The 21818-nt window shown below is 59.9% G+C and carries 17 protein-coding genes; 2 read left to right on the forward strand and 15 right to left on the reverse strand.

What is annotated here, in order from left to right:
- Positions 1-138 precede the first annotated feature (138 nt).
- Positions 139-1767, forward strand: a complete 1629-nt coding sequence (locus ACWAT4_RS29880) for a GMC family oxidoreductase (protein ID WP_206734292.1) — start codon at positions 139-141, stop codon at positions 1765-1767.
- Positions 1768-1782: 15 nt separating this feature from the next.
- On the opposite strand, the gene ACWAT4_RS29885 is transcribed toward ACWAT4_RS29880, so the two are convergent.
- The 7 genes from ACWAT4_RS29885 to ACWAT4_RS29915 all read right to left on the reverse strand — a co-directional run bounded on the left by ACWAT4_RS29885 (position 1783) and on the right by ACWAT4_RS29915 (position 11179).
- Positions 1783-3264: an aldehyde dehydrogenase gene (locus ACWAT4_RS29885; RefSeq protein WP_128944055.1), complete on the reverse strand. Its 1482-nt coding sequence runs from the start codon at positions 3262-3264 to the stop codon at positions 1783-1785.
- Positions 3265-3309: 45 nt separating this feature from the next.
- Complete coding sequence (locus tag ACWAT4_RS29890; RefSeq protein ID WP_128944056.1) at positions 3310-4029, reverse strand: haloacid dehalogenase type II; 720 nt, start codon at positions 4027-4029, stop codon at positions 3310-3312.
- Between the two features lie 317 nt (positions 4030-4346).
- Positions 4347-6320, reverse strand: a complete 1974-nt coding sequence (gene tkt / locus ACWAT4_RS29895) for a transketolase (RefSeq protein WP_449728735.1) — start codon at positions 6318-6320, stop codon at positions 4347-4349.
- A 125-nt stretch (positions 6321-6445) separates the two neighbouring features.
- The gene (locus ACWAT4_RS29900; RefSeq protein ID WP_128944058.1) at positions 6446-8305 is read right to left on the reverse strand and encodes a TRAP transporter large permease; all 1860 of its coding nucleotides are present in this window, start codon (positions 8303-8305) and stop codon (positions 6446-6448) included.
- Between the two features lie 7 nt (positions 8306-8312).
- Entirely contained in the window at positions 8313-9326 is a 1014-nt protein-coding gene (locus ACWAT4_RS29905) for a TRAP transporter substrate-binding protein (RefSeq protein ID WP_128944059.1), read from the reverse strand.
- Positions 9327-9393: 67 nt separating this feature from the next.
- Positions 9394-10251 carry an alpha/beta fold hydrolase gene (locus ACWAT4_RS29910; protein ID WP_128944060.1) on the reverse strand — a complete coding sequence of 286 codons (858 nt, stop codon included), beginning with the start codon at positions 10249-10251 and terminating at the stop codon, positions 9394-9396.
- Position 10252: 1 nt separating this feature from the next.
- A complete protein-coding gene (locus ACWAT4_RS29915) occupies positions 10253-11179 on the reverse strand; it encodes an NAD(P)-dependent oxidoreductase (RefSeq protein WP_128944061.1) in 927 nt (308 codons plus the stop codon).
- A gap of 233 nt (positions 11180-11412) precedes the next feature.
- Here ACWAT4_RS29915 and gcvA point away from each other — a divergent pair, with 233 nt between their 5' ends.
- Positions 11413-12306, forward strand: a complete 894-nt coding sequence (gene gcvA, locus ACWAT4_RS29920; protein WP_128944062.1) for a transcriptional regulator GcvA — start codon at positions 11413-11415, stop codon at positions 12304-12306.
- A 66-nt stretch (positions 12307-12372) separates the two neighbouring features.
- Here gcvA and ACWAT4_RS29925 read toward each other — a convergent pair whose 3' ends face one another.
- The 8 genes from ACWAT4_RS29925 to ACWAT4_RS29960 form a co-directional block, all read right to left on the reverse strand.
- Entirely contained in the window at positions 12373-13653 is a 1281-nt protein-coding gene (locus tag ACWAT4_RS29925) for a glycerate kinase type-2 family protein (protein WP_128944063.1), read from the reverse strand.
- A gap of 184 nt (positions 13654-13837) precedes the next feature.
- Positions 13838-14836: an MBL fold metallo-hydrolase gene (locus tag ACWAT4_RS29930; RefSeq protein WP_128944064.1), complete on the reverse strand. Its 999-nt coding sequence runs from the start codon at positions 14834-14836 to the stop codon at positions 13838-13840.
- A 168-nt stretch (positions 14837-15004) separates the two neighbouring features.
- Positions 15005-15859 (reverse strand): NAD-dependent epimerase/dehydratase family protein, encoded by an 855-nt coding sequence (locus ACWAT4_RS29935; RefSeq protein ID WP_128944065.1) that lies wholly within the window; start codon positions 15857-15859, stop codon positions 15005-15007.
- A 34-nt stretch (positions 15860-15893) separates the two neighbouring features.
- Entirely contained in the window at positions 15894-16838 is a 945-nt protein-coding gene (locus ACWAT4_RS29940; RefSeq protein WP_128944141.1) for an ABC transporter permease, read from the reverse strand.
- Positions 16839-16881: 43 nt separating this feature from the next.
- On the reverse strand, positions 16882-18459 hold the full coding sequence (locus ACWAT4_RS29945) for a sugar ABC transporter ATP-binding protein (protein ID WP_128944066.1): 1578 nt from the start codon (positions 18457-18459) through the stop codon (positions 16882-16884).
- A 45-nt stretch (positions 18460-18504) separates the two neighbouring features.
- Entirely contained in the window at positions 18505-19632 is a 1128-nt protein-coding gene (locus ACWAT4_RS29950) for a substrate-binding domain-containing protein (protein ID WP_128944067.1), read from the reverse strand.
- Between the two features lie 450 nt (positions 19633-20082).
- Complete coding sequence (locus ACWAT4_RS29955; protein ID WP_206734293.1) at positions 20083-20832, reverse strand: SDR family NAD(P)-dependent oxidoreductase; 750 nt, start codon at positions 20830-20832, stop codon at positions 20083-20085.
- Between the two features lie 42 nt (positions 20833-20874).
- Complete coding sequence (locus ACWAT4_RS29960) at positions 20875-21771, reverse strand: SMP-30/gluconolactonase/LRE family protein (protein ID WP_245508516.1); 897 nt, start codon at positions 21769-21771, stop codon at positions 20875-20877.
- Between the last annotated feature and the right edge of the window lie 47 nt (positions 21772-21818).

Consider the following 21818-nt stretch of genomic DNA (forward strand, 5'->3'; position numbering starts at 1 on the left):
TTACAGCATTCATTACTGCATGCATTAATGCGATCGTTACAAATGTAAGGCTGGAAATCAAGCCGTTTTCGCATCATCTTTGGTCCCGGGCGGGAAACCATGGGTCGACAACGCGAAACAGGCCTGGGGAATGGATCGATGAGCGAGGAATTCGACTACGTGATCGTTGGCGCCGGCGCCGCTGGATGCGTCCTCGCGAACCGGCTTACGGCCGATGGCGTCGCCACGGTTTGCCTGCTCGAGGCGGGACCGCCCGATCGCAACCCGTTCATCCACTTGCCCGCCGGTTTCATCAAGACGCTGTTCGATCCGACCTGCACCTGGCAATTCAAGACCGATCCGACCGAGCGAACCGGCGGCCGACCGATCGCAACGACGCAGGGCCGCACGTTGGGCGGCGGCTCGTCCATCAACGGAATGGTCTACAACCGCGGACAACCGGCTGACTTCGATGGATGGGCCCAACGGGGCAACCGGGGGTGGGCTTGGGACGACGTCCTCCCCTACTTTCGTCGCTCGGTGCGGCGGTTGGATATCGAGAAGGGGCCCGAGCACGGCGAAGCAATTCCGGTCAGTCGAATGGACTGGCTTCACCCCGTCTCCGAGGCCTTCATTCGCGGTTGCATCAACGCGGGAATTCCGCAAAACCCGGACTATAACAACGGCCATCAGGCGGGAGTGGGATATTTCCAGCGCACGATCGACCGGGGCTGGAGAGTCAGCAGCGCGCGCGCATTCCTGAAGCCTGCGCTGTCGCGTTCAAACCTGGAACTCCGCACCAACGTTCGCGCGAGCGAAATTGTGCTCGACCAGCGTCGCGCAGTCGCGGTGCGGTATCTGCGTCGACGTGGCGCCACGCCAAACGAAGTTCGCGCGAGACGCGAAGTCATCCTAGCGACGGGTACCGTCAATACCGCACGGCTGCTCCAGGTTTCCGGCATCGGCCCAGCGCCTGCGCTTGCGTCCTTGGGTGTACCCTTGAGACACGAGCTGAACGGAGTAGGAGCGAACTTTCGCGACCACTATGCGGTGCGGATTGTGATGAAAGCCAGGCCGGACGTCGTCACATTGAACGAACTGTCGCGCGGGCTTCGTCTTGGAGGACAGATCGCCCGCTGGGCCGCCGGCTTGCCCAACATCCTGGCAACGTCCCCGTCGCAAGTCCATGTCTTTTGGAAGTCATTCGAAGGCCTCGATGCGCCGGACCTCCAATGCGTGTTCACGCCCGGCTCCTACAAGCAAGGCGCCGTCTATGTGCTGGACGACTATCCCGGCGTGTCGGCCGGCGCTTGGCCGCATCGCCCGCAAAGCACGGGATATGTGCACGCCCGCTCCACGGACGTCTTCGAGGACCCAGTCGTTCAGCCGAACTATCTCAGCGCCCCCCAGGATCGACGTACTACGATCGGCGGCCTCCGCCTGATCCGCCGCCTCCTGTCGACGCCCGAACTCGCGCATTATCTCCAGAACGAGACCCTGCCCGGCCCTGACGTGACCACCGACGACGAACTGCTCGACTACAGCTATCGAAACGGGACCACCTGCTATCATCTCATCGGAACTGCGCGCATGGGACCGGCAACCGATCGGGATGCTGTCGTGGACAACGAGCTTCGGGTCCACGGACTTGACCGCCTGCGGATCGTTGACGCCTCGATCATGCCGACGATGCCATCTGCGAACACGTACGCCACGACGCTTATGATCGCAGAAAAGGCTGCCGACATGATCCAAGGTCGACAGCTGCCAAACAATCAGGCCGGGTGAAAGGCGCAACGCCTGTCAGCGCATCACGAAGGGATCCACCACGTCTTCCGCGGTCCCAATCATGATGCTCTTGGTCTGGAGATAGTTCTGGATCGAATCCAGTCCATTCTCCCGGCCGATGCCCGAATGCTTGTAGCCTCCGAGAGGCGAGAGGTAGCTGATCACGCGATAGGTGTTGACCCACACCGTACCAGCCTGAAGTCGCTCCGAGACCCGGAGGACTCTTCGAATGTCCTGCGTCCAGAATCCTGCAGCAAGGCCGAACGTCGTGTCGTTCGCGATCGCGATCGCTTCCTCGTCGTCGTCGAAGGGAATGCATGCCAGAACGGGACCGAAGACCTCTTCCTGGGCAATGCGCATGCGGTTGTGCACCCCCGTGAATATCGTCGGTTCGACGAAGTAACCGCCTTCTCCGATGTCGGGCCCGGTCGCCGGCCCACCACCCAGCACGCAAGTCGCGCCCTCGCCCTTCGCGACATCGATGTAATCGAGAATCTTCCGATATTGAGGGGGCGTCGTGACGGGGCCGACCTGTGTGCTGGCCAGGAGCGGATCGCCCTTCTTGGCCCGTCCGGCAAACGCGACAACGCGCTCCACGAACTGGTCGTGGATGCTCCGATGAACGAGGAGACGTGAACCGGCGATGCATGTCTGTCCGGTCGCAGCGAAAATCCCCGAGATGACGCCTTTGACCGCGTTGTCGATTTCCGCATCGTCGAAGACGATGTGAGGCGATTTGCCGCCGAGTTCGAGCGTCACCTTCTTGAAGCTGCGTGCCGCCAGTTCGCCGATTCGGCGCCCGGTGGCTTCGCTTCCGGTGAAAGCAATTTTTGCAACATCGGCATGCGAGATCAGGGCATCGCCGATCTCACCTCCAAACCCAGTAACCACGTTGAAAACGCCCGGCGGAAAGCCGGCCTTGTCCACAAGCTTCGCGAACTCCAGCGTTGAGGCGGACGTGAACTCAGACGGCTTTGCGACGAAGGTGTTTCCCGCGGCGAGCGCCGGAGCGAGCTTGTAGGCGAGAAGCAGAAGCGGCGAATTCCAGGCGGTGATGCCGACGCATACGCCGAGGGCCTCCTGCCGTGTGAAATTGAATGTCTGCGGTTTGTCGATCGGGATGACAGCGCCCTGGACCTTATCCGCAAGGCCGCCGAAATAGTAATACCACTGCGGAATGTACTTCAGCTGGAACGCCATCTCGTTGATGAGCTTGCCGTTGTCCGTCACCTCGGTTTGGGCGAGTTGCTCGGCGTGTTCGCCGATGAGATCGCCAAGGCGTCGGAGCAGATGTCCGCGCTCGGTCGCAGTCAGCTTTGGCCAGGGCCCTGTTCTGAATGCCGCCTTGGCCGCCGCCACGGCGCGGTCGACATCGGCAGGCTTTCCCCGCGGGATCGTTGCCCAGGCCTTGCCCGTAAAAGGATTGAGAGACTCGAAGCGTTCGCCGCCCACCGCCTCGACCCATTCACCGCCAACGAACATCTTGTAGGATTGCATTGCGCTATATCCTGTTCTCAACTGGGCCCGCAGACTGGCGTGTATCTACGCGCCGACGCGCTCGGCAAGCTCGATAATGTCGTTGGCCACGACGTCCCAATCATGCGTCGGCTGGAGGTCGGTCTTCTGGCCCGGACCATGCTCGGTCGGACGCGGGATGAAGGCCGTTTTCAGGCCAGCTGCGCGGGCAGCAGCAAGATCGCCATTATGCGCAGCGCACATCATGATCTCCGCTGGATCGAGATACATGAGCCTGCACACGCCGAGATAGGTCTCGGGATGTGGCTTGTAGTGCCGAAACAGCTCGCAAGAGAAGACGTTGTCCCACGGTAGCCCGGCATGCTTCGCCATATTGACGAGCAGCGCAACATTCCCGTTCGACAATGGGCCGATGACGTATCGGCGCTTGATGCGAGTTAGCCCCTCGACGGCATCGGGCCAGCCTTCTAGCCTGTGCCATACGCGGTTGATGTGCCGGCGCTGATCCACTGACAGGGCTTCCAGGTCAAGTTCAGCCAGAACCTGATCGAGGGCATGAGCGTGCAGCTCGTCGAGATTGGTCCAGGCGATTTCCCCGGTCCTGACCCGATCTTTCTCGGGTTCGTATCGCCCCCGCCAGCTGTCGGCCAACGCGGCCCAATCCGCCTTGATCCCTTCGCGTTCCCCCCACGCCGAGAGGTCGCGAATGATACTTCCACGCCAGTCCACCACCGTGCCGAACGTATCGAATACGATCGCCTTTACCCGCTGGATCGAACTCTTCATCACCGGCTCCTCAGCTGCGGCCAGGGTCCCAAGTCCGCAAAAAAACGCCTCTGTGCATTTATTAATGTATGCATTATTTCTGTCAAGCCTCGCGACTGGAACTGGCCATGCGAACCGATCCTAACCCGCCGGACGAATGCGCCCTACAGGCCCTCCGGGCGACCGGTCAGTAGATAGCCAGACAGCCTGCATGCAGCAGAGGGACCAAACACGGGGCAAAGGGAGGATCGGTCAGGCAAACGTCGCCGGGCGTGATCGTGCGCTGGCCTCGATCCCCGGCCATCGGCGTCGCGCTCGACTGGCGGCCGGATCGGCCGTCACGATTGCTTGCCGGACTCAAGACGTTGCAAGATCTTCGTCACAATGTTCTCCGCCGTTATCCCGAAATGGCGGAACAGTTCCTCGCCCGGTCCCGACGCTCCAAAGCCGGACATGCCGACGAATATGCCGTCGTCTCCGATATAGCGCTCCCACCCGAGCCGGACGGCGGCCTCAACGCCTACGCGCAGCACGTCCTCTCCAAGAACGCTTCGTCGATAACTCTCTTGTTGCTGCTCGAATGCCTCCCAGCACGGCATCGATACCACAGCGGTCGGAATATTCAGCTTCTCGAGAAGTCCCTTTGCGTCGAGCGCGACGGCGACTTCGGATCCGGTCGCGAGCAGCGTAACTCGTCGTGCTCCGCCCGCCGCTTCGGACAGAACATAGCCACCGCGCGCGCTCAGATTCTCGTTCGAGTGCGTCGTCCTCACGGGCCGGAGAGCCTGGCGGGACAGGATGAAGGACGATGGGCCGTGGCGCCGCGACAGCGCCATCTCCCAACACTCGGCGACCTCGACAGCATCTGCGGGACGGAGCACCAGAATATTGGGGATGGCCCTTAGTGAGGCCAGAAATTCGACCGGCTGATGCGTCGGGCCATTCTGTCCAATACCAATGGAATCGTGACTGTTGATAAAGACGACGGGCAACCCCATCAGGGCTGCCATCCTGATGGCGGGCCGCAAGTAATCGGAGAAGGCGAGATAGGTCGCCCCGATCGGCATGATTCCGCCGTGAGCGGCCATTCCGTTCATGATCGATCCCATCGCGTGTTCGCGGACGCCGTAGTGCACAAAACGGCCACCGCGCTCAATCGCGGTGAAAGCCTGCAGGTCACGCTTGTGGCACGTGGGCCCCTCAAGATCCGGCGCGCCGCTCAGCAATTCCGGAAATACGTCGAACAACGTCGCCACCGCCTCGCCGGACGACAGGATGGATGGTTGGGCCGGCAAGGAAAGCGCGGACTTCTTGTATTGCCGCAAGGGAGCCTGCCAGTCCGCCGGCATCTTGCGGTCCGCGAGGCGTTCCAAAAGCGCACGTCGCTCAGGCGCAAGTTCGGAGACCCGCGATTTCCAGGTATCGTACCGTTCTGTATTGCGCGCGCTGACCAGGCTCCGCCAGCCGTTCAGGACCTCCGAAGGGACAACAAAGGGCGGACTGGTCCAGCCAAGGCGTTCGCGAGCGGCTTGCGTATCCTCCTTGAAAACGCGCCCGCCATGCGCGCCCCGCTTTCCCTCGAGCCGCGGGAACCCGCGGCCGATCACCGTCGCGCATGCAATGAGGCTGGGCCTCGGATCGGATTTCGCGTGCGCGATCGCGACGTCGACCGATTCGAAATCGTGTCCGTTCGCATCCAGGACCTGCCAACCCGCCGCCCGGAAGCGCGTCCGAATATCTTCGCTGGTCGACAGGTCCGTGCTGCCGTCGTCGGTCATCGAATTGTCGTCCCAGAGAACGACAAGTTTTCCGAGACGAAGATGGCCAGCCAGTGCAAGCGCTTCCTGGGCGACCCCTTCCATCAGGCAACCGTCACCCGCGATGACATAAGTGAAGTGATCGAGCAGGTCGGAGCCGAGCATCTGGCGCAGATATTCTTCGGCGATGGCCATACCCACGCCATTGGCGAATCCCTGCCCCAGAGGCCCGGTGGTGACTTCGATACCGTGCTCGACCGCATATTCCGGATGACCATGACAGATGGATCCGAGCGTACGGAAGCGCTTGATCTGCTCGATGCCGATCGCCTCGTATCCGCTCAGGTACAGCAACGAATAGAGCAACATCGATCCATGACCGTTGCTCAGGATAAAGCGGTCGCGATCGATCCAGGTCGGATCGGCGGGGTTGAACTTGAGATGGCGCGTGAACAGGACGGTGGCGATCTCGGAACAACCAAGCGGTGCACCAGGATGACCGTCGCTGGCATTCTCGATGGCGTCGAGAGACAGCATCCTGATTGCATTGGCCATCGCCCGATCCAAGTCTTGATCTCGAGATACGGGTGTTCGCGGCACGATAGTCATGTTTAACCCTTGTGTGTTCACGTCTGTGATTGTTTCTTCGCCGTCCGATCAAATCGTTCGAGGCTGAGGCGCTAGAGAAAGCCGATCGAGAGCCAGGGGATGCACGCGACCACGATGAGGCCGGCAAGCAGCGCCAGCATGTATCCCATCAAGGGACGAATGCCTTCCGCCGGATCGGCGCGACCGATCGCGCAAGCTGCGTAATAGCCGACGCCGAATGGCGGAAGGAACAGTCCCATTCCCATCGCCAGGATGATCACCATCGCATAGTGCACTTCGTGAAGGCCGACAGCCTTCGCGATTGGGAACATAAGAGGAGCGAAAAGCACGAGCGCCGGTATTCCCTCCAGCACGCTCCCCAGGACGATAAACATCAGGATCGACACAGCCATGAAGGTTGGGCCGCCGCCGGGAAGAGACGCCATGACCTTTGCGAGATCGCGCGAAAACCCCGACTGCGTCAAACACCAGGCGACGGTTGTCGCGGCGCCGATGATAAACAGAATGGCGCCCGACAGCGCGGCAGTGTCGATCAGCATCTTTGGAAATTTCGACCAGTCGCACCGGCGATAGATCAAAAGTCCGACGAGGACCGAGTATGCGATACCGATTGTCGAGACTTCCGTGGCCGTGGCCACGCCCTCGACGACCGCCGCTCTGATGATGAACGGAAGCGCGAGCGCCGGGAGCGCGAAGAGAAACGCGCGGAGAACATCCCGCCGCGGGGGCTTCGAGATGTGCGAGAGATCCTCTCGCCTGTTCCTCCACCAAACGACCATCGCCAGGAAGAGACCGAGGACGACCGCCGGTACCAAGCCCCCTGTAAAGAGCGCCGCGATCGACACGCTGGTTACCGAGCCGATCGTAATCAACACGAGGCTGGGTGGGATGGTCTCGGTCTGGGCGCCGGTCGCGGCGAGCAATGCGACGAGCTCCCCGCTCTTTTGTCCACGCTTCCTCATTTCCGGAAGCAGCGAGGGGGCTACTGCGGCCATGTCTGCGGTTTTCGAACCAGAGATGCCGGACACGAGGTACATGGCGCCGATCAGAACGTAGCTCAACCCGCCCCTGACATGCCCGAGCAGCGCTGCGAGGAAGTCGACCATCGCCTTCGCCATCCCTGTGAGTTCCATCAAGTAGCCGAGGAACACGAAGAGCGGAACGGCGAGCAAGATGAGGTGCGACATACCCTCGTCCATCCGCCCGGCGATCGTCAGCACAGGCGAATTCGTTGCAAGTCCGATGTATCCAAGAGCGGCCATTCCGAACGCAAATGCGATAGGCACGCCGAGAAACACGGCCACGCCGACCAGGCCCACGAAGAACAGCACGAGGTTAAGGTTTCCGAGGCCAAGGAAGAAGCCGCGAGACAACCACACGAGCGCAGTGATGCCGGCCACAAGGCAAAAGGCGGTCACCAACCGCGCTCGCGCGATCGAACCCACCTTTGCGAGCGCGAAGACGACCATGAGGACGAGGCCCACGGGCAGCGCCGCTGCGCGCATCGATCCCGGCAACTCCAGCGCCGGAGTGATCACAAACGACTCCTCATGCGCGTAGTCGATCGCCGGCCAGAGCATGAGGACCATGAAGGCGACGCAAGCCAACAACGCCACCGTTTCGCAGTTTGCCCGCGCCGAAAGGCCGAACCGATCGACAAGGGCTGTCATGCGCATGTGCTGGCCGCGGTGCAGCGCGATGGCGGAGCCGAGCATGGAAAGCCAGACGAACAAGATCTGAGCGAGTTCGTCGGTCCAGACGATCGGCGCTTGAAAGACGTACCGGGCAATCACGCCGATCGACAGCACTCCGACTTCGACCGCAACGACCGCGCCAGCGAACAGCTCGGTGAGAGCTATCAGCCAAGCTATCAGCCTTGGGCCAAGACCCGGTCGCACGCCGATCATCACTGGTTCGTCAGTCACCGCCATCGTGCCCTCAGCTCAGCTTGCCGCTCGCTGCCTCGAGAAGAGCCCAGGCTTCATCCCCGTACTTGCCCTTCCATTCGCCGTAGAAGCCCGACTGCTGCAGCTTGGAGCGGAACGCGGCCGTATCGACCTTGACGAACTCCAGGCCCTTCGTGCTCAATTCGCCCTGAAGCGAGTTGTTGAGCGCCGCGACGTCGGCGCGCTGCTTGACTGCAGCCTCGTTGACCGCCTTGACGATGACATCGCGGTCCGAGGCAGGGATACCGTCAAATGCCCGCTTGTTTGCCAGGAACCAGAAGCCGTCCCACATGTGGTTCGTTTCGGAGAGGTACTTCTGGACCTCGTACATCTTGGCGAAGTAAATTCCCGCCAACGGATTTTCGAGGCCGTCCGCCACCTTGGTCTGGAGAGCGGAATAGGTCTCGCCCCACGGAATCGAGGTCGGCGCCGCGCCGAGCGATTTGAAAAGCGACGTCCACAACGGACTCGGCGGCACCCTGATCTTGAAGCCCTTTAGATCATCGGGCGTCTTGATCGGGCTCCTGGCCGAGGTCGTTTGCCGAAAGCCGTTGTCCCACATCTTCTCGAAAGCCACGATATTCGACTTGGCGAAGCTCGCGATGATGTGTTTTCCAAGAGGACCGTCGACGGCGTTCCAGACCTGGGAATAGTCCGCGAAGGCAAATCCGATTCCGGTGATCGCGGCGACCGGCACCAGGGTGGCTACAATTAGGCCCGACGATGCGAAGAACTCGATCGCACCCGACCGCAGCTGGCTCAGCATATCTGCGTCGGTGCCAAGCTGACTGTTCGGGAAGACCTCGATTGCGACACGTCCGTCGGTCAGCTTCAAGATCGTCTCGGCCGCCTCCGTCATCCGCGTGTTGAGCGGATGATCCTTCGGCATGATATTGGCGAACTTCAACTTGAACTGCGGCTCGGCCTTGACAATCGAGGGATATGCAAGACCAAGTGCAATACCAACTCCCCCGTGCAGCACGCTACGTCGCGACAACTTTCTCATCGTCTCCTCCTCCACAATGTTACTGGTATTTTCTTTGGTCGATTTCTGCGCGGGGGAACGCCTGCGCCTATTCCTTCTCTGCAAAGAAGCCCAACAACGCCTCGGAGATGAATTCCGGCGCCTCTTCGGCCACCCAATGTCCGCTGTCCGGGATCGTGCCACCCCGCACATTTTCAGCGACACGCTTTAGCGACTCGATGGTTTCGAGCCCGCGTCCAAATGCCTTCTCGCCGCCCAGCGCCAAAACCGGCATCTTGAGCTTGCCTTGCAATGCCAATATCGCCTGATTGTCCGCGACGTCCTGCGCAAAGGCCCGGTAGTAGCCGAACATTGCGCGGAACGCCCCGAGCTTCTTGTAGGTCCGGTAATATTCTTGCTTGTCGTCCTCCGCGAGACAATTGGCGCGATGGCCGTAGTTCTCGAAGAACCAGTTCAGCACTAGTTCTTCACGCCCCGCGCAGAGTGCCTCGGGAAGATCCGGAGTGCGATAGAAGGGGTGGTGCCATCGCCGGCCGCCCTGCGACATCTCTCCGCCATCGCCCGGAATCGTCACGTCCAGAATCGCGAGCTTCGACACCGCCTCCGGGTGATGTGCAGCGAGCGAGAACGCGACCGGCCCGCCCCAGTCGTGTCCGACAAGATGAAATCGCTTGATTCCCAAGTGACCGTTGACAAGCTGCCAGATGTCCTCGGCTACGGTCTTCTTGTCGTATCCCGATTGCGGACGGGTCGAGTCTCCCAGTCCACGAAGGTCCGGAGCGATCACGAAGTATCGCTCAGCGAGCCGTGGCATCACGAACCGCCATTCATGCGAGGATTGAGGGATCCCGTGCAGGAGAACTACCGGATCGCCTTTGCCGGCGGCCAAGTAATGCAGCGAAACCTCGCTCAGATCAGCGAAATGACTGTTGGCCTGGCGCATCATCTCACCTTCCCGACACACCGGTCATTGCGCGATACGCTCTTACGACCTGACTGTCGTCGACCTGACCAAAGCCTTGGCCCGAAACCGCCAAAAACATCTGCTGTGCGATTGACGCGAGCGGGGTCGGCGCTTTCAGACGCTGGCCGGCATCCAAGACGATTCCGAGATCCTTGACGAAGATATCGATGGCGCTAGTCACCTGAGGTTCGCCCGCAATCATTCGGGAGCCCCTGTCGCGCAACATCCAGCTGGACGCTGAGGATTCAGAGAAGATGTTGATCAGGATCTGGGGATCGATGTCCGCCTGCGCGCCGAGTGAGACCGCCTCTGCAGCTGCCGCCAGATGCACGCCGCACAGGAGCTGGTTGATTGTCTTTACCAGTGCCCCCTGCCCAGGAATCGACCCGACCTGATGCACTTTGTCTCCCATCGCCTGAAGAAGCGGCTCCACCCGAGAAAACGTTTCGTTCGCGCAAGCCGCCATGATGGTGAGCGTAGCTGAGGCGGCACCCGCGACTCCTCCGGACACGGGAGCATCAACGAAGCTGCGGCCGGTCTTGGTGACCGCTTTTGATATTCTTTCAACGTCTGCCGCTGGACAGGTCGCCATGAGCACAACGCCGCCTTCTTTTGGCAGAGCATCAAGAACACCCGCCTCAAACAGCAGTTGCTCTGCCTGAGCAACGTTCACTACCATGAGCACCAGAAAGTCCGTGCCTAGCGCGGTATCTTTAGCCGTATTGGCCCAGATGCCTCCTTCCTTTTCGAACGCGGCGCGAGCTTCAGCTCTGACGTCGTATCCCCTTACTCGATAGCCGCGAGCGCAGAGATGCGCGGCCATCCTTGAGCCCATGGATCCGAGGCCGATAAACCCGATGTTGATTGCCTTGGATAGATCCGTGCTCTTGCTATCCCGCGTCATGCTCATATGGCGATAGTGTCCCTTCGTATTGCTTCGAGCGCGCGGCCTCCCTCGCCTCCGCGAAGGAGCGCTGACCAAGCAAGAAGGAGCGGAGGACTCTCGCGATGAGAGCACAGTGGACGTACCTCCGGATCTTGCGGTTGTCAGTCCGCATTCTCTATCGCTTGAGCCTAGTAACCTTGCTCGGCACCAACAAAGGAATTAAAGTCCAAGTTAGATGATCTCTATTCATGTGAACCATGACCCACCTGCTCCACTTGCGCGCCATTCAGATTTTCGAGGCCGCGGCGCGTCTTGGCTCCTTTCTTCGCGCTGCGGACGAATTAAGGGTGACGCCTTCCGCCGTGAGCCACCAGATCAGGTCACTGGAAACCACTTTGGGCGTACAGCTCTTTCATCGAATCAACCGCGCGGTCATGCTGACCGACGTCGGTCGAAAGTATGCCGACGAAGTATCCGAGGCGCTCGGGCGTATTGAAGCCGCAAGCCAGACTGTGGCGCGAAAAGGCAAAAGCGACATTCTGACGATACATTCGGTTCCGAGTTTTGCGAGCCAGTGGCTGATGCCACGGCTCTCCAGATTCGGCGCGCTCAATCCGGAAATCGATTTGAGATTGAATGCATCGGGCGACGCTGCCGATCTCGGAGGCGATGCCGTCGACATCGATATTCGATACGGCACCTTCGTGCCTGCAGCCTATTTGGGTGTTGACTCGTTTCCGCTCGAGACGATCGTCGTATTGTGCTCACCCAAGCTCATGAAAGGCGCATCGCGGATTCGGACGCCGGCTGACATAAAGAAGCACGTCTTGATCCACTCCGAGGTCAACCTCTACCGATGGAAGCACTGGGCGGACGACGCAAAGCTCGAGCTGGATCTAGAGCGCGGCCCTCGTTTTGACCGCTCCTTCATGGCCATCAGCACCGCCGTTGACGGCCTCGGTGTGTGTTTGGAGAGCCGACTGCTAGTCCAACGCGAGCTCGAAAGCGGTCGCCTGGTCATGCCTTTCGGACCGAATGGCGCTCGTATGCTGTGTCACAGCCTGGTATACCGCCGGTCTCGCACCAACGTACCGAAGATCGCCACGTTCCGGAAATGGATGTCGCAGGCTTTACGCGAGACTGAGACGTAGAGGCACGTCGAACGCCCGGGCGATCGCATGCCGTTCCGCTCCGAATGGGCCAGACCACGGCAGCGGCTACTCCACCAGGATTACCCGCAGATCATTGACATTCGTCAACGTTGGACCCGTCTGCAGCAGATCGCCGGTCTCTGCGAAAAAGGCGCTTGCGTCATTGTTGCCGAGATACGACCGAGCGTCGAGGCCGCGCGATTTGGCCCTACTAAGGGTCCGCTCGTCAATGATGGCGCCGGCAGGATCTGACGCGGCCCCGCTGCCGCCATCTGCACCATCTGTATCTGCAGCAAGAGCTGCGATGCCACTCTCGCCGTTGAGCCCGAGGGCTAACGCGAGTGCATACTCCTGATTGGGTCCGCCACGCCCACTGCCGCGAACGGTGACCGTTAGCTCCCCACCCGACACTATGGCGACGCGCTTTCGTTCTAGACGAGCTTGCAGCGCCAGACGCGCGTGATTGCCCGCGACATCACGCGCCTCACCTTCAAGATCAGCTCCGAGATCGATTATCTCGTAGCCAGCTTTTCTTGCGGCAGCAATCGCTGCCGCAAGCGAGTCGCGTGGCCTTGCGATTAGCTCCAGGCGCGTCCTGGCGAAACACGGATCATTAGGCTTACAGCTCTCGTTTTGCGGATCACTGAGGGCGTGACGAATCGCGTCATCTGGCAGGAGGTCGTATTTCTCGATTACCGCTCGCGCGTCCGCAAGCGTCGTCTGATCCGGTACGGTCGGTCCGGACGCAATTGAGGACGGATCGTCGAATGGCACGTCGGAAATTGCAAGCGCCACGACCTCAGCCCGCCTGCTAGCACGCGCGAGGCGTCCACCTTTGATACGCGACAGGTGTTTGCGGACGATGTTGATCTCGTCGATCGGTGCGCCGGAGCGCAACAACGAACGCGTCAGTTGCTGCTTCTGGACGAAAGTAATTCCGTCAACAGGTGCGATCCAGTTGGCGGAGCCGCCACCGGACAGCAACACCAAGACCAAGTCTTCCTCTCGGGCACTCTGCGCGAGTCGCAGCGTCCTTTCGGTACTCTCCAGTCCTGTCTCGTCCGGCACCGGATGGCCGGCCTCAACGACCTCGACGCATCTCGTCGGCACGCGATGACCGTGCCGGGTCGTCGCAATCCCGATCAGTCGGTCCGGATCAAACTTGAACACATCCAGGTAGTGCCGCTCGGCCGCCGCGGCCATGGCGGCGGCCCCCTTGCCGGCTGCGAGACAGATCAAACGGCCCTTCGGAGCTGCCGGAAGATGAGGCACCAGTATAAAGTTGGGATGGGCGGCGGCAATCGCAGCATCTAGAACGGCGCGAAGGAGAAGGCGTCGATCGGTCATTTCAATGCTCGTTCTAAAAAAGGGCCCGACCTCTAGGGCCGGGCCAGTCTCGGGAGGAGCGCTTGCGCGCTTGTTTGGTCGGTGTCACCGACCAACTTGTCAGGCCGCCATTAGACCGGCGGCTGAACTCCGCTGACAGGTCCGGTCAATGTCTGGCAGTGCCCGACTTGACCTACCCCGCAAGCTAAAGAGACGATATGTGCATTGGCTCAGGATAATAGCGGAAGCCGTCACCATCCTTCCCTACGTGGCCAAGGCCGGGCCAAGGGAAGTGATATGACATCAGCGGCGTCCTGTTCGCGGCCAACATATCCAGCACTCTCACACGTGATTTCACCGACAGCTTGGAATCCGTGTCGAACAGAAACTCCATTCGAGGTTTTTCGAAAAGCAGCACGGGATGGTGTGTCAGATCCCCGACATAGCAAAACGACTTCCCCGCCGACTCGATCATGAAGCAGTGATGACCGAGTGTGTGACCGGGCGATGCAATCGCATGAACACCCGGCAGAAGCTGCTCGCCGTCCTTGAAGAAAACGATGCGATCGCGCACGGGAGGCAGGTTATGGATCGCCGCCTTGACCAGGCCATCGAGATCACCGCCTAGCTTGCTCTTGTCAGTCCAAAAGTCGTAGTCGGTCTGGCTGATGTAGATCTGTGCGTTCGGAAAGGTCGGCTTGTTATCGTCCCCCCAGATACCACCGATGTGATCCCAGTGCGCGTGCGAACAGACGACCGCGTCGATGTCCTCAAGAGCAATTCCGGCAGCGGCGAGGCTGCTCTTCAGGCGCCCCGTGGTGGGCCCGAACTGCTTGAGTGATCCCATTCCAGTGTCAAACAGGACCAGCTTGTTTCCAAAGTTGACAACCGGCGCATTCTGCTCGAGCACGACTTCCTTTGTCGGAAGGAAGCTCTTGTCGAGCATCCGCACGACTTCCTCCTTCGGCACACCCAGGAAGCTTTCGCTCGGGTCTCCAAGGGGCAGCGGTCCGTCCGATACGACAGTGACCTGTGCTTCCCCCAACGCAAACCGATAATACGACGGAACCTGCTTATCGGACTTCGGTTCCTTGGCTTCGCTGCGCGTAGCAACCACCTCGGTCAACGCCGCACCGCCCACCAAGGCAGCTCCCTTGACGATATCCCGGCGCCTCATTTGCGAACGAGTCTTTCTTGACTCCATTTGCTCCTCCCAATGAACGCGTCTTGTTAGTTTCGGCTGGACGTCGGAAGGCTACGGCGTGCCAGCACAAGGGTACAAACGAAATGGTTGGGTGGATAGGTGACCCCATTTCATCTCAACCGAAAGCGGCGCCCCGACTTTTTCAACGAGAAGTTCTTTGTCTAACTCTTATTTTTGAGCCGGCCGCCAACTATGCTTCGGCGAATAACCGAGCACTCGACGAGCCTTGTCTATGGAGAGCAGCGTCTCATGTCCGCTGATTTTCCTCTTGAATGGTACGCCAGGAAAATATTTCTGTGCGAGCTCCACACTGGGTGTCGGCGATACCGTGTCGGCATTGGCAATTACGAAGACTTCTGCTCCCTTGATATCTGCCTCCAGCGATAGTCGAACCGCCTGAGCCCCATCACGTGCATCGATGTAACCGAACAGATTGAACTTTCGATCTTCCGGATCGAAGGACGGAAATTGACCGTATTCGGCCGGATCCATCACGTTCGAAAACCGCAGGCACGCAATCTTCAGCAGGGGATCCCACCGGCAAAACTGACGCGCAATTTCTTCGCCGACCGCTTTGGACAGCGAGTAAGCCGTTTCGGGCCTCGCCGGATAGTCTTCGTCGACTGGAAGATATGGCGGCGGATCCTTGTATGGCAGACCGAGCAAGGTCTCGCTTGAAGCCCAGACCACATTGCGTATGCCAAGGCGGCGCGCCGCCTCAAAGACATTATAGGTACTGGCCGTATTGATACCGAATACCTCGCTGATAGCCACAACTCCGGGCATTGGAACGGCAGCGAGGTGAACAACTGCGTCCACCCCTCGATTGTGATACCATTCCATGCCGGAAAGCAGCTCTATCGTGCGGTCGAGATCCGTGAGATTGACCTGCACGAAAGGACAAAGGTCCACGGCAGGAGGTGCGACATCCGCGTTGACCACGTTGTAGCCGTGATCCAAGAGATCCTTTACGCAAGCTCGGCCGAGCTTGCCGCTTCCACCAGTGACGATGACCAAAGTCATGCGATAGTCCTTCTTTTTTGGAGTTTCTGCTCAGTCACGCGCGCTGGCTGCGGCCCAAGGCCACCGCCAGAACTATGAGAACGCCTCGCGCCATAAGCTGCTGACTAAAGTCGAGCCCAAGCAGAATAAGACCATTGTTGATAACGCCGATCAGCAGCGCCCCCACGATTGATCCGATGACCGTTCCGGCTCCGCCGAACAGGCTGGTGCCACCAAGAACGACGGCGGCGATAACCGACAGTTCATCCCCCTCCCCCAACTGGAAGCGTCCTGAGTGCAGGCGTCCCGCGTAAAGCATCCCTGCGACGGAGGCCGCAGTAGCGGTAATGAGAAGCGCCTGGAACTTGACGGTTCGTGTCTTGATGCCGCTGTAACGGGCAGCGGTCTCGCCGCCTCCGGTGGCCAGGATCTTCCGTCCGAAGGGCGTCTTTCGTAAAGCCGTGTGGGCCAACGCGCCGAGGATCACGACCCAAAATACAAGGACTGGGACCGGGCCGATATTCCCCGATCCGAAGACCGCGATGAAGGTTTCATCGATCACCGGTACGGGAGAGGTTCCGCTCATCCACATGCCCAGCCCACGTGCAAAGCCCATCATGCCTAACGAGACCAGAAACGAGGGAATGCCGATCCAGGCGGTCAAGCTTCCGTTTACGGCTCCAACCAGGAGGCCGGTACAGAGTCCGGTCGCAATGGCGGGTGCAAGCCCGTAACGGCTGAGTGCGAGTCCTGAGGTCACGGAGGCCAGGCCTGCGATGGCTCCGACCGACAAATCAATCTCGCCGGCGCACAGCACGAAGGTCATGGCCATCGCCATGATGGCGATGATCGCGGTTTGTCGTGTAATGTTGAGCAGATTATTGGCTGACAGGAAGCCGCGATCACTCAGCGTGATCGCGAATATCACGAAAATCAGCGCGAACCCGATATAGACGACGTATTGTCGCCAGTCCGAGACAATGGAAGAGCCTTTGACCATGACCAGCTGACCTTGATGCGTCGTCGTTGCAGTTCCATTTCCATCAGCACGTCGGAGCATTGAGCCGCACCTCCTGGATAAGGACTTGAAGGTTGTGCTCCGCCTTTGCGATCTGCATCCCGTCGTCTGCATTTCCGGTCGGCTCGCCGGTCGCCATGGAAATCTCGTCTCTCGACACCTCACGGGCGATGCGTCCGTCGCTCAAGATGAGCACTCGATCGCTGACGGCCAGAAGCTCGGCGAGCTCGGAAGAGATAATGATGATGGCTCGCCCCTCGTCGGCCAGTTCGCGGATGAGCTCGACAATTTCCGTTTTGCTGCCGATATCGATGCCCGCCGTGGGCTCATCCAGGATGAGTATCTCGGGATTCATGGCCAACCATTTCCCCAGCACAACCTTCTGCTGATTGCCGCCGGAGAGAGTACGCACCGGAACTGAGCTGGAGGTCGCTTTGATACGCAATCGTTGGATCAAGCCGGTTGCAGAAGCGGCCTCCTTGGCATCGTCAAGAAACGGTCCACGAGCGAGGTCGCCTAGCCGAGGCAGACTGAGATTTGTGCGTATGCTGTGCGCTGCGATCAGGCCTTCGCGAGCCCTGCTTTCAGGTATGAGGGCGACTCCAGCCGCCATCGCGTCGCTTGGACTGCGAATCCTGACAGCTTGGTCTTTCACTCGGATTTCGCCGGAGGTCATCGGATCGATACCAAACAAGACCCGAGCCAGTTCGCTGCGGCCGGAGCCCAACAACCCCGCGATGCCAAGCACTTCACCGGAATGAACTTCGAAAGAAGCGTTTATCGGCTTATTCGGCCCGGATACCGATCGTACCTCAAGAGCCGGGCAACCCGTCCGGTCGACCGAACGCGGCCGCCAACTGAAGCTGCCAACCCGCTTGCCGATCATATGCTCGACGACGTCCTGGATCTCCAACTGCCGCAGTAGGGCGGTCGCAACGTTGCGACCATCCCTAAGGATGGTCACCTCCTCGGCGATCTCGAATATCTCGTCCATCCGGTGCGACACGTAGACGATCGCGACGCCATCCGCGGATAGACGTTTGAGAAGTGAAAAGAGACGCTCGACTTCAACGCCGGTCAGCGCGGATGTCGGCTCATCCAAAATGAGCACGCGAGCGTCTTGGGAGATCGCTTTGGCGATCTCTACCATCTGCATCTGCCCGGTGCTGAGCTTCTCGACTGGCGTCGCCGGATCGACATCCATGCCCAGTTCGGACAGGATCACTCTCGATCGATCCCGCGCCGCACGATCGTCCACGAGCAGCCCGAATTTTCTGGGCTCTCGAGCCAGAAAGATGTTCTGGGCGACGGTCAGACTTGGGATCAGGCTCAGTTCTTGAAATATCATCCCGATACCCAACGCGCGGGATGTCGCGGCGCTAAAGATGTTCATCTGCCGACCGAAGACGGATATGGAGCCTTCGGTCGGCGTCAGAATTCCCTGGAGTATCTTGAGCAGCGTCGACTTTCCGGCGCCATTCTCACCCATCAGCGCATGGACCGTTCCCTGCTTGACCGCGAAGTCGACGCCGCGGAGGACGTGGAGCCCTCCGAACGACTTCTTTATGCCGGTCATCTCGACCGCGTTGCTGGATTCGATCATGAGCGATAGCTCGCGTGCGGGGACTAAAACCCGGACCCACCCGTCCTACTTCATGGCGTCCGTCACCACCTGGGGCGGCGGCGTCCCGTTGGACATGGGCCAGGCGGCAATCAAGTTCTGCTTGGTCACAGCCAGCGCGGGAAGCACGACATAGGGCGGCGCCGACTTGCCGATGAGGGCATAGCCCGCCAAAATGCCTTCCGCATAACCTGCTCCGTACGGCCGCTGCGATCCCGTCCCCTTCACGTAACCATTCTTCGCCATATCGATCGCGATGTTCACACCAAGATCACAGGTCGTGATCACGAGATCCTTTGGTGCGCGTCCGCTAGCACGCGCGGCAGCGAGCACACCTTCGGTCGGCACATCCCAGACAGCCCAAATCCCGTTCAATTCAGGATGGGCGGTCAGCATTCCCGAGGCGATACGCTCCGACTCGCCGGAGAAGTCAGGGCCACCCACCCCCTGCTCGGCGACGATCTTGATGTCAGGGTAGGCTTTGATCGCCTCCTTGAAACCCACGACGCGCTCGACAGTCGCAAACAGGTCGGAAGCGTGCGGAATCAATCCGATATTGCCTTTGCCGTTCAGCGCCTGCGCCATGAGCAGTGCCGCAGCCTTGCCCATGCCTCGATTGTCGGAAGACACGAGGCTCACATACTCGGTCCCAGGCGACATTCCGGCGCCGGTCTGATCGAGGAATACGATCTTGATCCCGGATGCCGCCGCGCGCTTGTACGCGGCAGCCGTGCCATTTTGCTCCGCAGGAACGCTGATCATCACGTTCGGTTTGCGGGCCATGACTGTCTCAATGTCGGAGACCTGTTGCTCGGCTTTGTATCCCGCATCCGTGACAGCGATGATCTTGATCCCGAGCATATCGAGAGCAGCCTTTTGGCCGGCCATCTGCGCCTTCGCCCAATCGGAGGCGGTGTAGTGCATGACGATAGCCGCAGTCGCGTTCATCGACTTGATCTTTGCGATCTCCTCCGGGGTTAGCCCCAGGTCGCTCGCGAGGACCGGCTTTTCCCCGTGCGGACCAGATGCCGGATGCTCCTCGATATCCTTCAGTGCTGCAGCGATATCTGCCGCCGGCGACGGACCTGCAGCCAGGACCATACAGGCGGCGATAGCCGCCATCGTAACTGTGAGTTTTGTAGTCAGGCTAGACATCGTGATCCCTCCAAAAGCGATTGCGCCAATTCGTTGGGATCTTCTTGGTCCCTTAATGCATACGTTATCGCACGCACAATTGCACCGTCAACGTTCCAGTGCCGGTCAATGTCGCACGGCTTCGATCGCCGCGTCGTATCGACCTGCGATTGGATATCGCATGATTTTCGGAGCGACAGTCAATCGCTCCATTTCTGCCGGAAATCCCAGCGGAAAGCGTCGGACACCACCGAGAAAGGCGGCGCCCGACCCATTGTGCATTTTTGCTCAACAGTCCGATGATCGAACGAGCACGATCTTCTAGCCTCGCCACCGCGCGTGGTTTACGGTCGATTTTCTCGGCGAAGACCGCAGGCGGCGCGGGCATGCTATTGCCATGCTTGGCAGTGCTCGCACCGGGTTGGGTTCAAAGCTAAAGCGCTTTCAGGACGAGGCGACGTAAACAGCCCGTCAAACCGCAGTCATACCGCCATCAACCACCAATTCGGAGCCCGTCATGTAGCTCGATCCGTCGGACGCCAAGAATATGAGCGCCGCCGACACTTCCGAGCACTCTCCAGGTCTTGCCATAAGCGTGCTTCCCAGGATGAGCCGCGTCTTCTCCGGGTCTGAGAAGTAATCCTCATTGAGGGGCGTCCTGATCGTGCCCGGGTGTATCGAATTCACTCTGATCCCATGCTGCCACAGGTCGACGGCGGCAGCCTTGGTGAGCATGCGGATAGCCCCTTTTGTCGCAGAGTAGCCGGTCATGCCCGGCATGTTCGCGACAATGCCGGACACTGATGACACGTTAACGATCGAGCCTCCGCCGGCCCGCTTCATGCTGGGAGCGACCAGCTTGCATCCGAGGAACGTACCGGTGACGTTCACCTCGTACAGCCTTCGAAAGTCCACGACGGAGAGGTTCTCGATCGTGTCGCGGATGAATATTCCCGCATTATTGACCAGTACGTTGACACACCCGAAGGCGCGCTCCGCCTCAACAACGACGTTGCTCCACGACCCCTCATCGACGACGTCGTGATCGACGAATATTGCCTGACCGCCGGACGCCGATATTTCATCGGCAACACGACGACCATTCACTGCGTCGACATCGGTGAGGACCACTGCCGCATGTTGCGCCGCAAACTCGCGGGCATGGATCTCGCCCATTCCTTTGCCGGCCCCTGTGACGATAGCAATCTTTCCAGCAAGCACTTCAACTCTCCTCGTCTCGTGCAGTCGCGCTTCCGGCGCTCGTCAAATCCCCGTCGTGTTGAGACACACGGCGTAAATCGAGGTGCTCGCCGCCATGAACAGCCGGTTCTTGCGACGCCCGCCAAAGCAAACGTTCGCACAGGTCTCCGGGAGATGAATCTTTCCGATCAAGGCGCCCTCCGCGGAGTAGCACCGCACCCCATCTTCAGCGGGGTCCGCCCACCCCATGCTGCACCAGACATTTCCATGAACGTCGATACGCAAGCCGTCCGTAAACCCCGGAGCGAAATCATCGGCAAACACAGCGCCGTTCCGCAGACGCCCATCAACCACGTCGAAGACACGAATATGGGACGGGCCGCCATCCGTTATTCCGCTATCGACGACATAGAGACGCGATTCGTCCGGAGATAGGGCGAGGCCGTTGGGCCGCACGAAATCATCCGCAACCACCTGGAGGGATCCGGTGGGATCCAGTCGGTAGACTGCCCGAGGAAGCTCGGCTTCCTGCTTGATACCCTCATAGTCGCTGTCGATGCCGTAGCCGGGGTCGGTAAACCACACGGCACCGTCGGAGGCCACAATCACGTCGTTGGGCGAACTAAGACGTTTGCCTTCATAGCGATCCGCCAGCACGGTGATACGACCGTCCAGCTCAGTGCGGGTCACGCGTCGAAGGTGCTCGCAGCTGACAAGGCGTCCGCTTTGGTCACGGGTATGGCCATTGGCATAGTTCGAGGGACATCGGAATATTCCAAGATGTCCATCCGCCTCAAGCCAGCGATAAATCCGATTGTTCGGAATATCGCTGAAAAGAAGACTGCCGTTATCTCCGAAGTAGACGGGCCCCTCGACCCATCCAAAGCCCGTCGCAAGACGCTCGATCGGTGCGTTTCCGATCTTATACGTGAACCGACGATCGAGCGGTTCGACGGCCACGACGGGGTATCGCAAGCTGTTCTCGATTGGACCAAGGCCAAAACCCA

This window comes from Bradyrhizobium sp. T-1 (genome assembly GCF_053592855.1).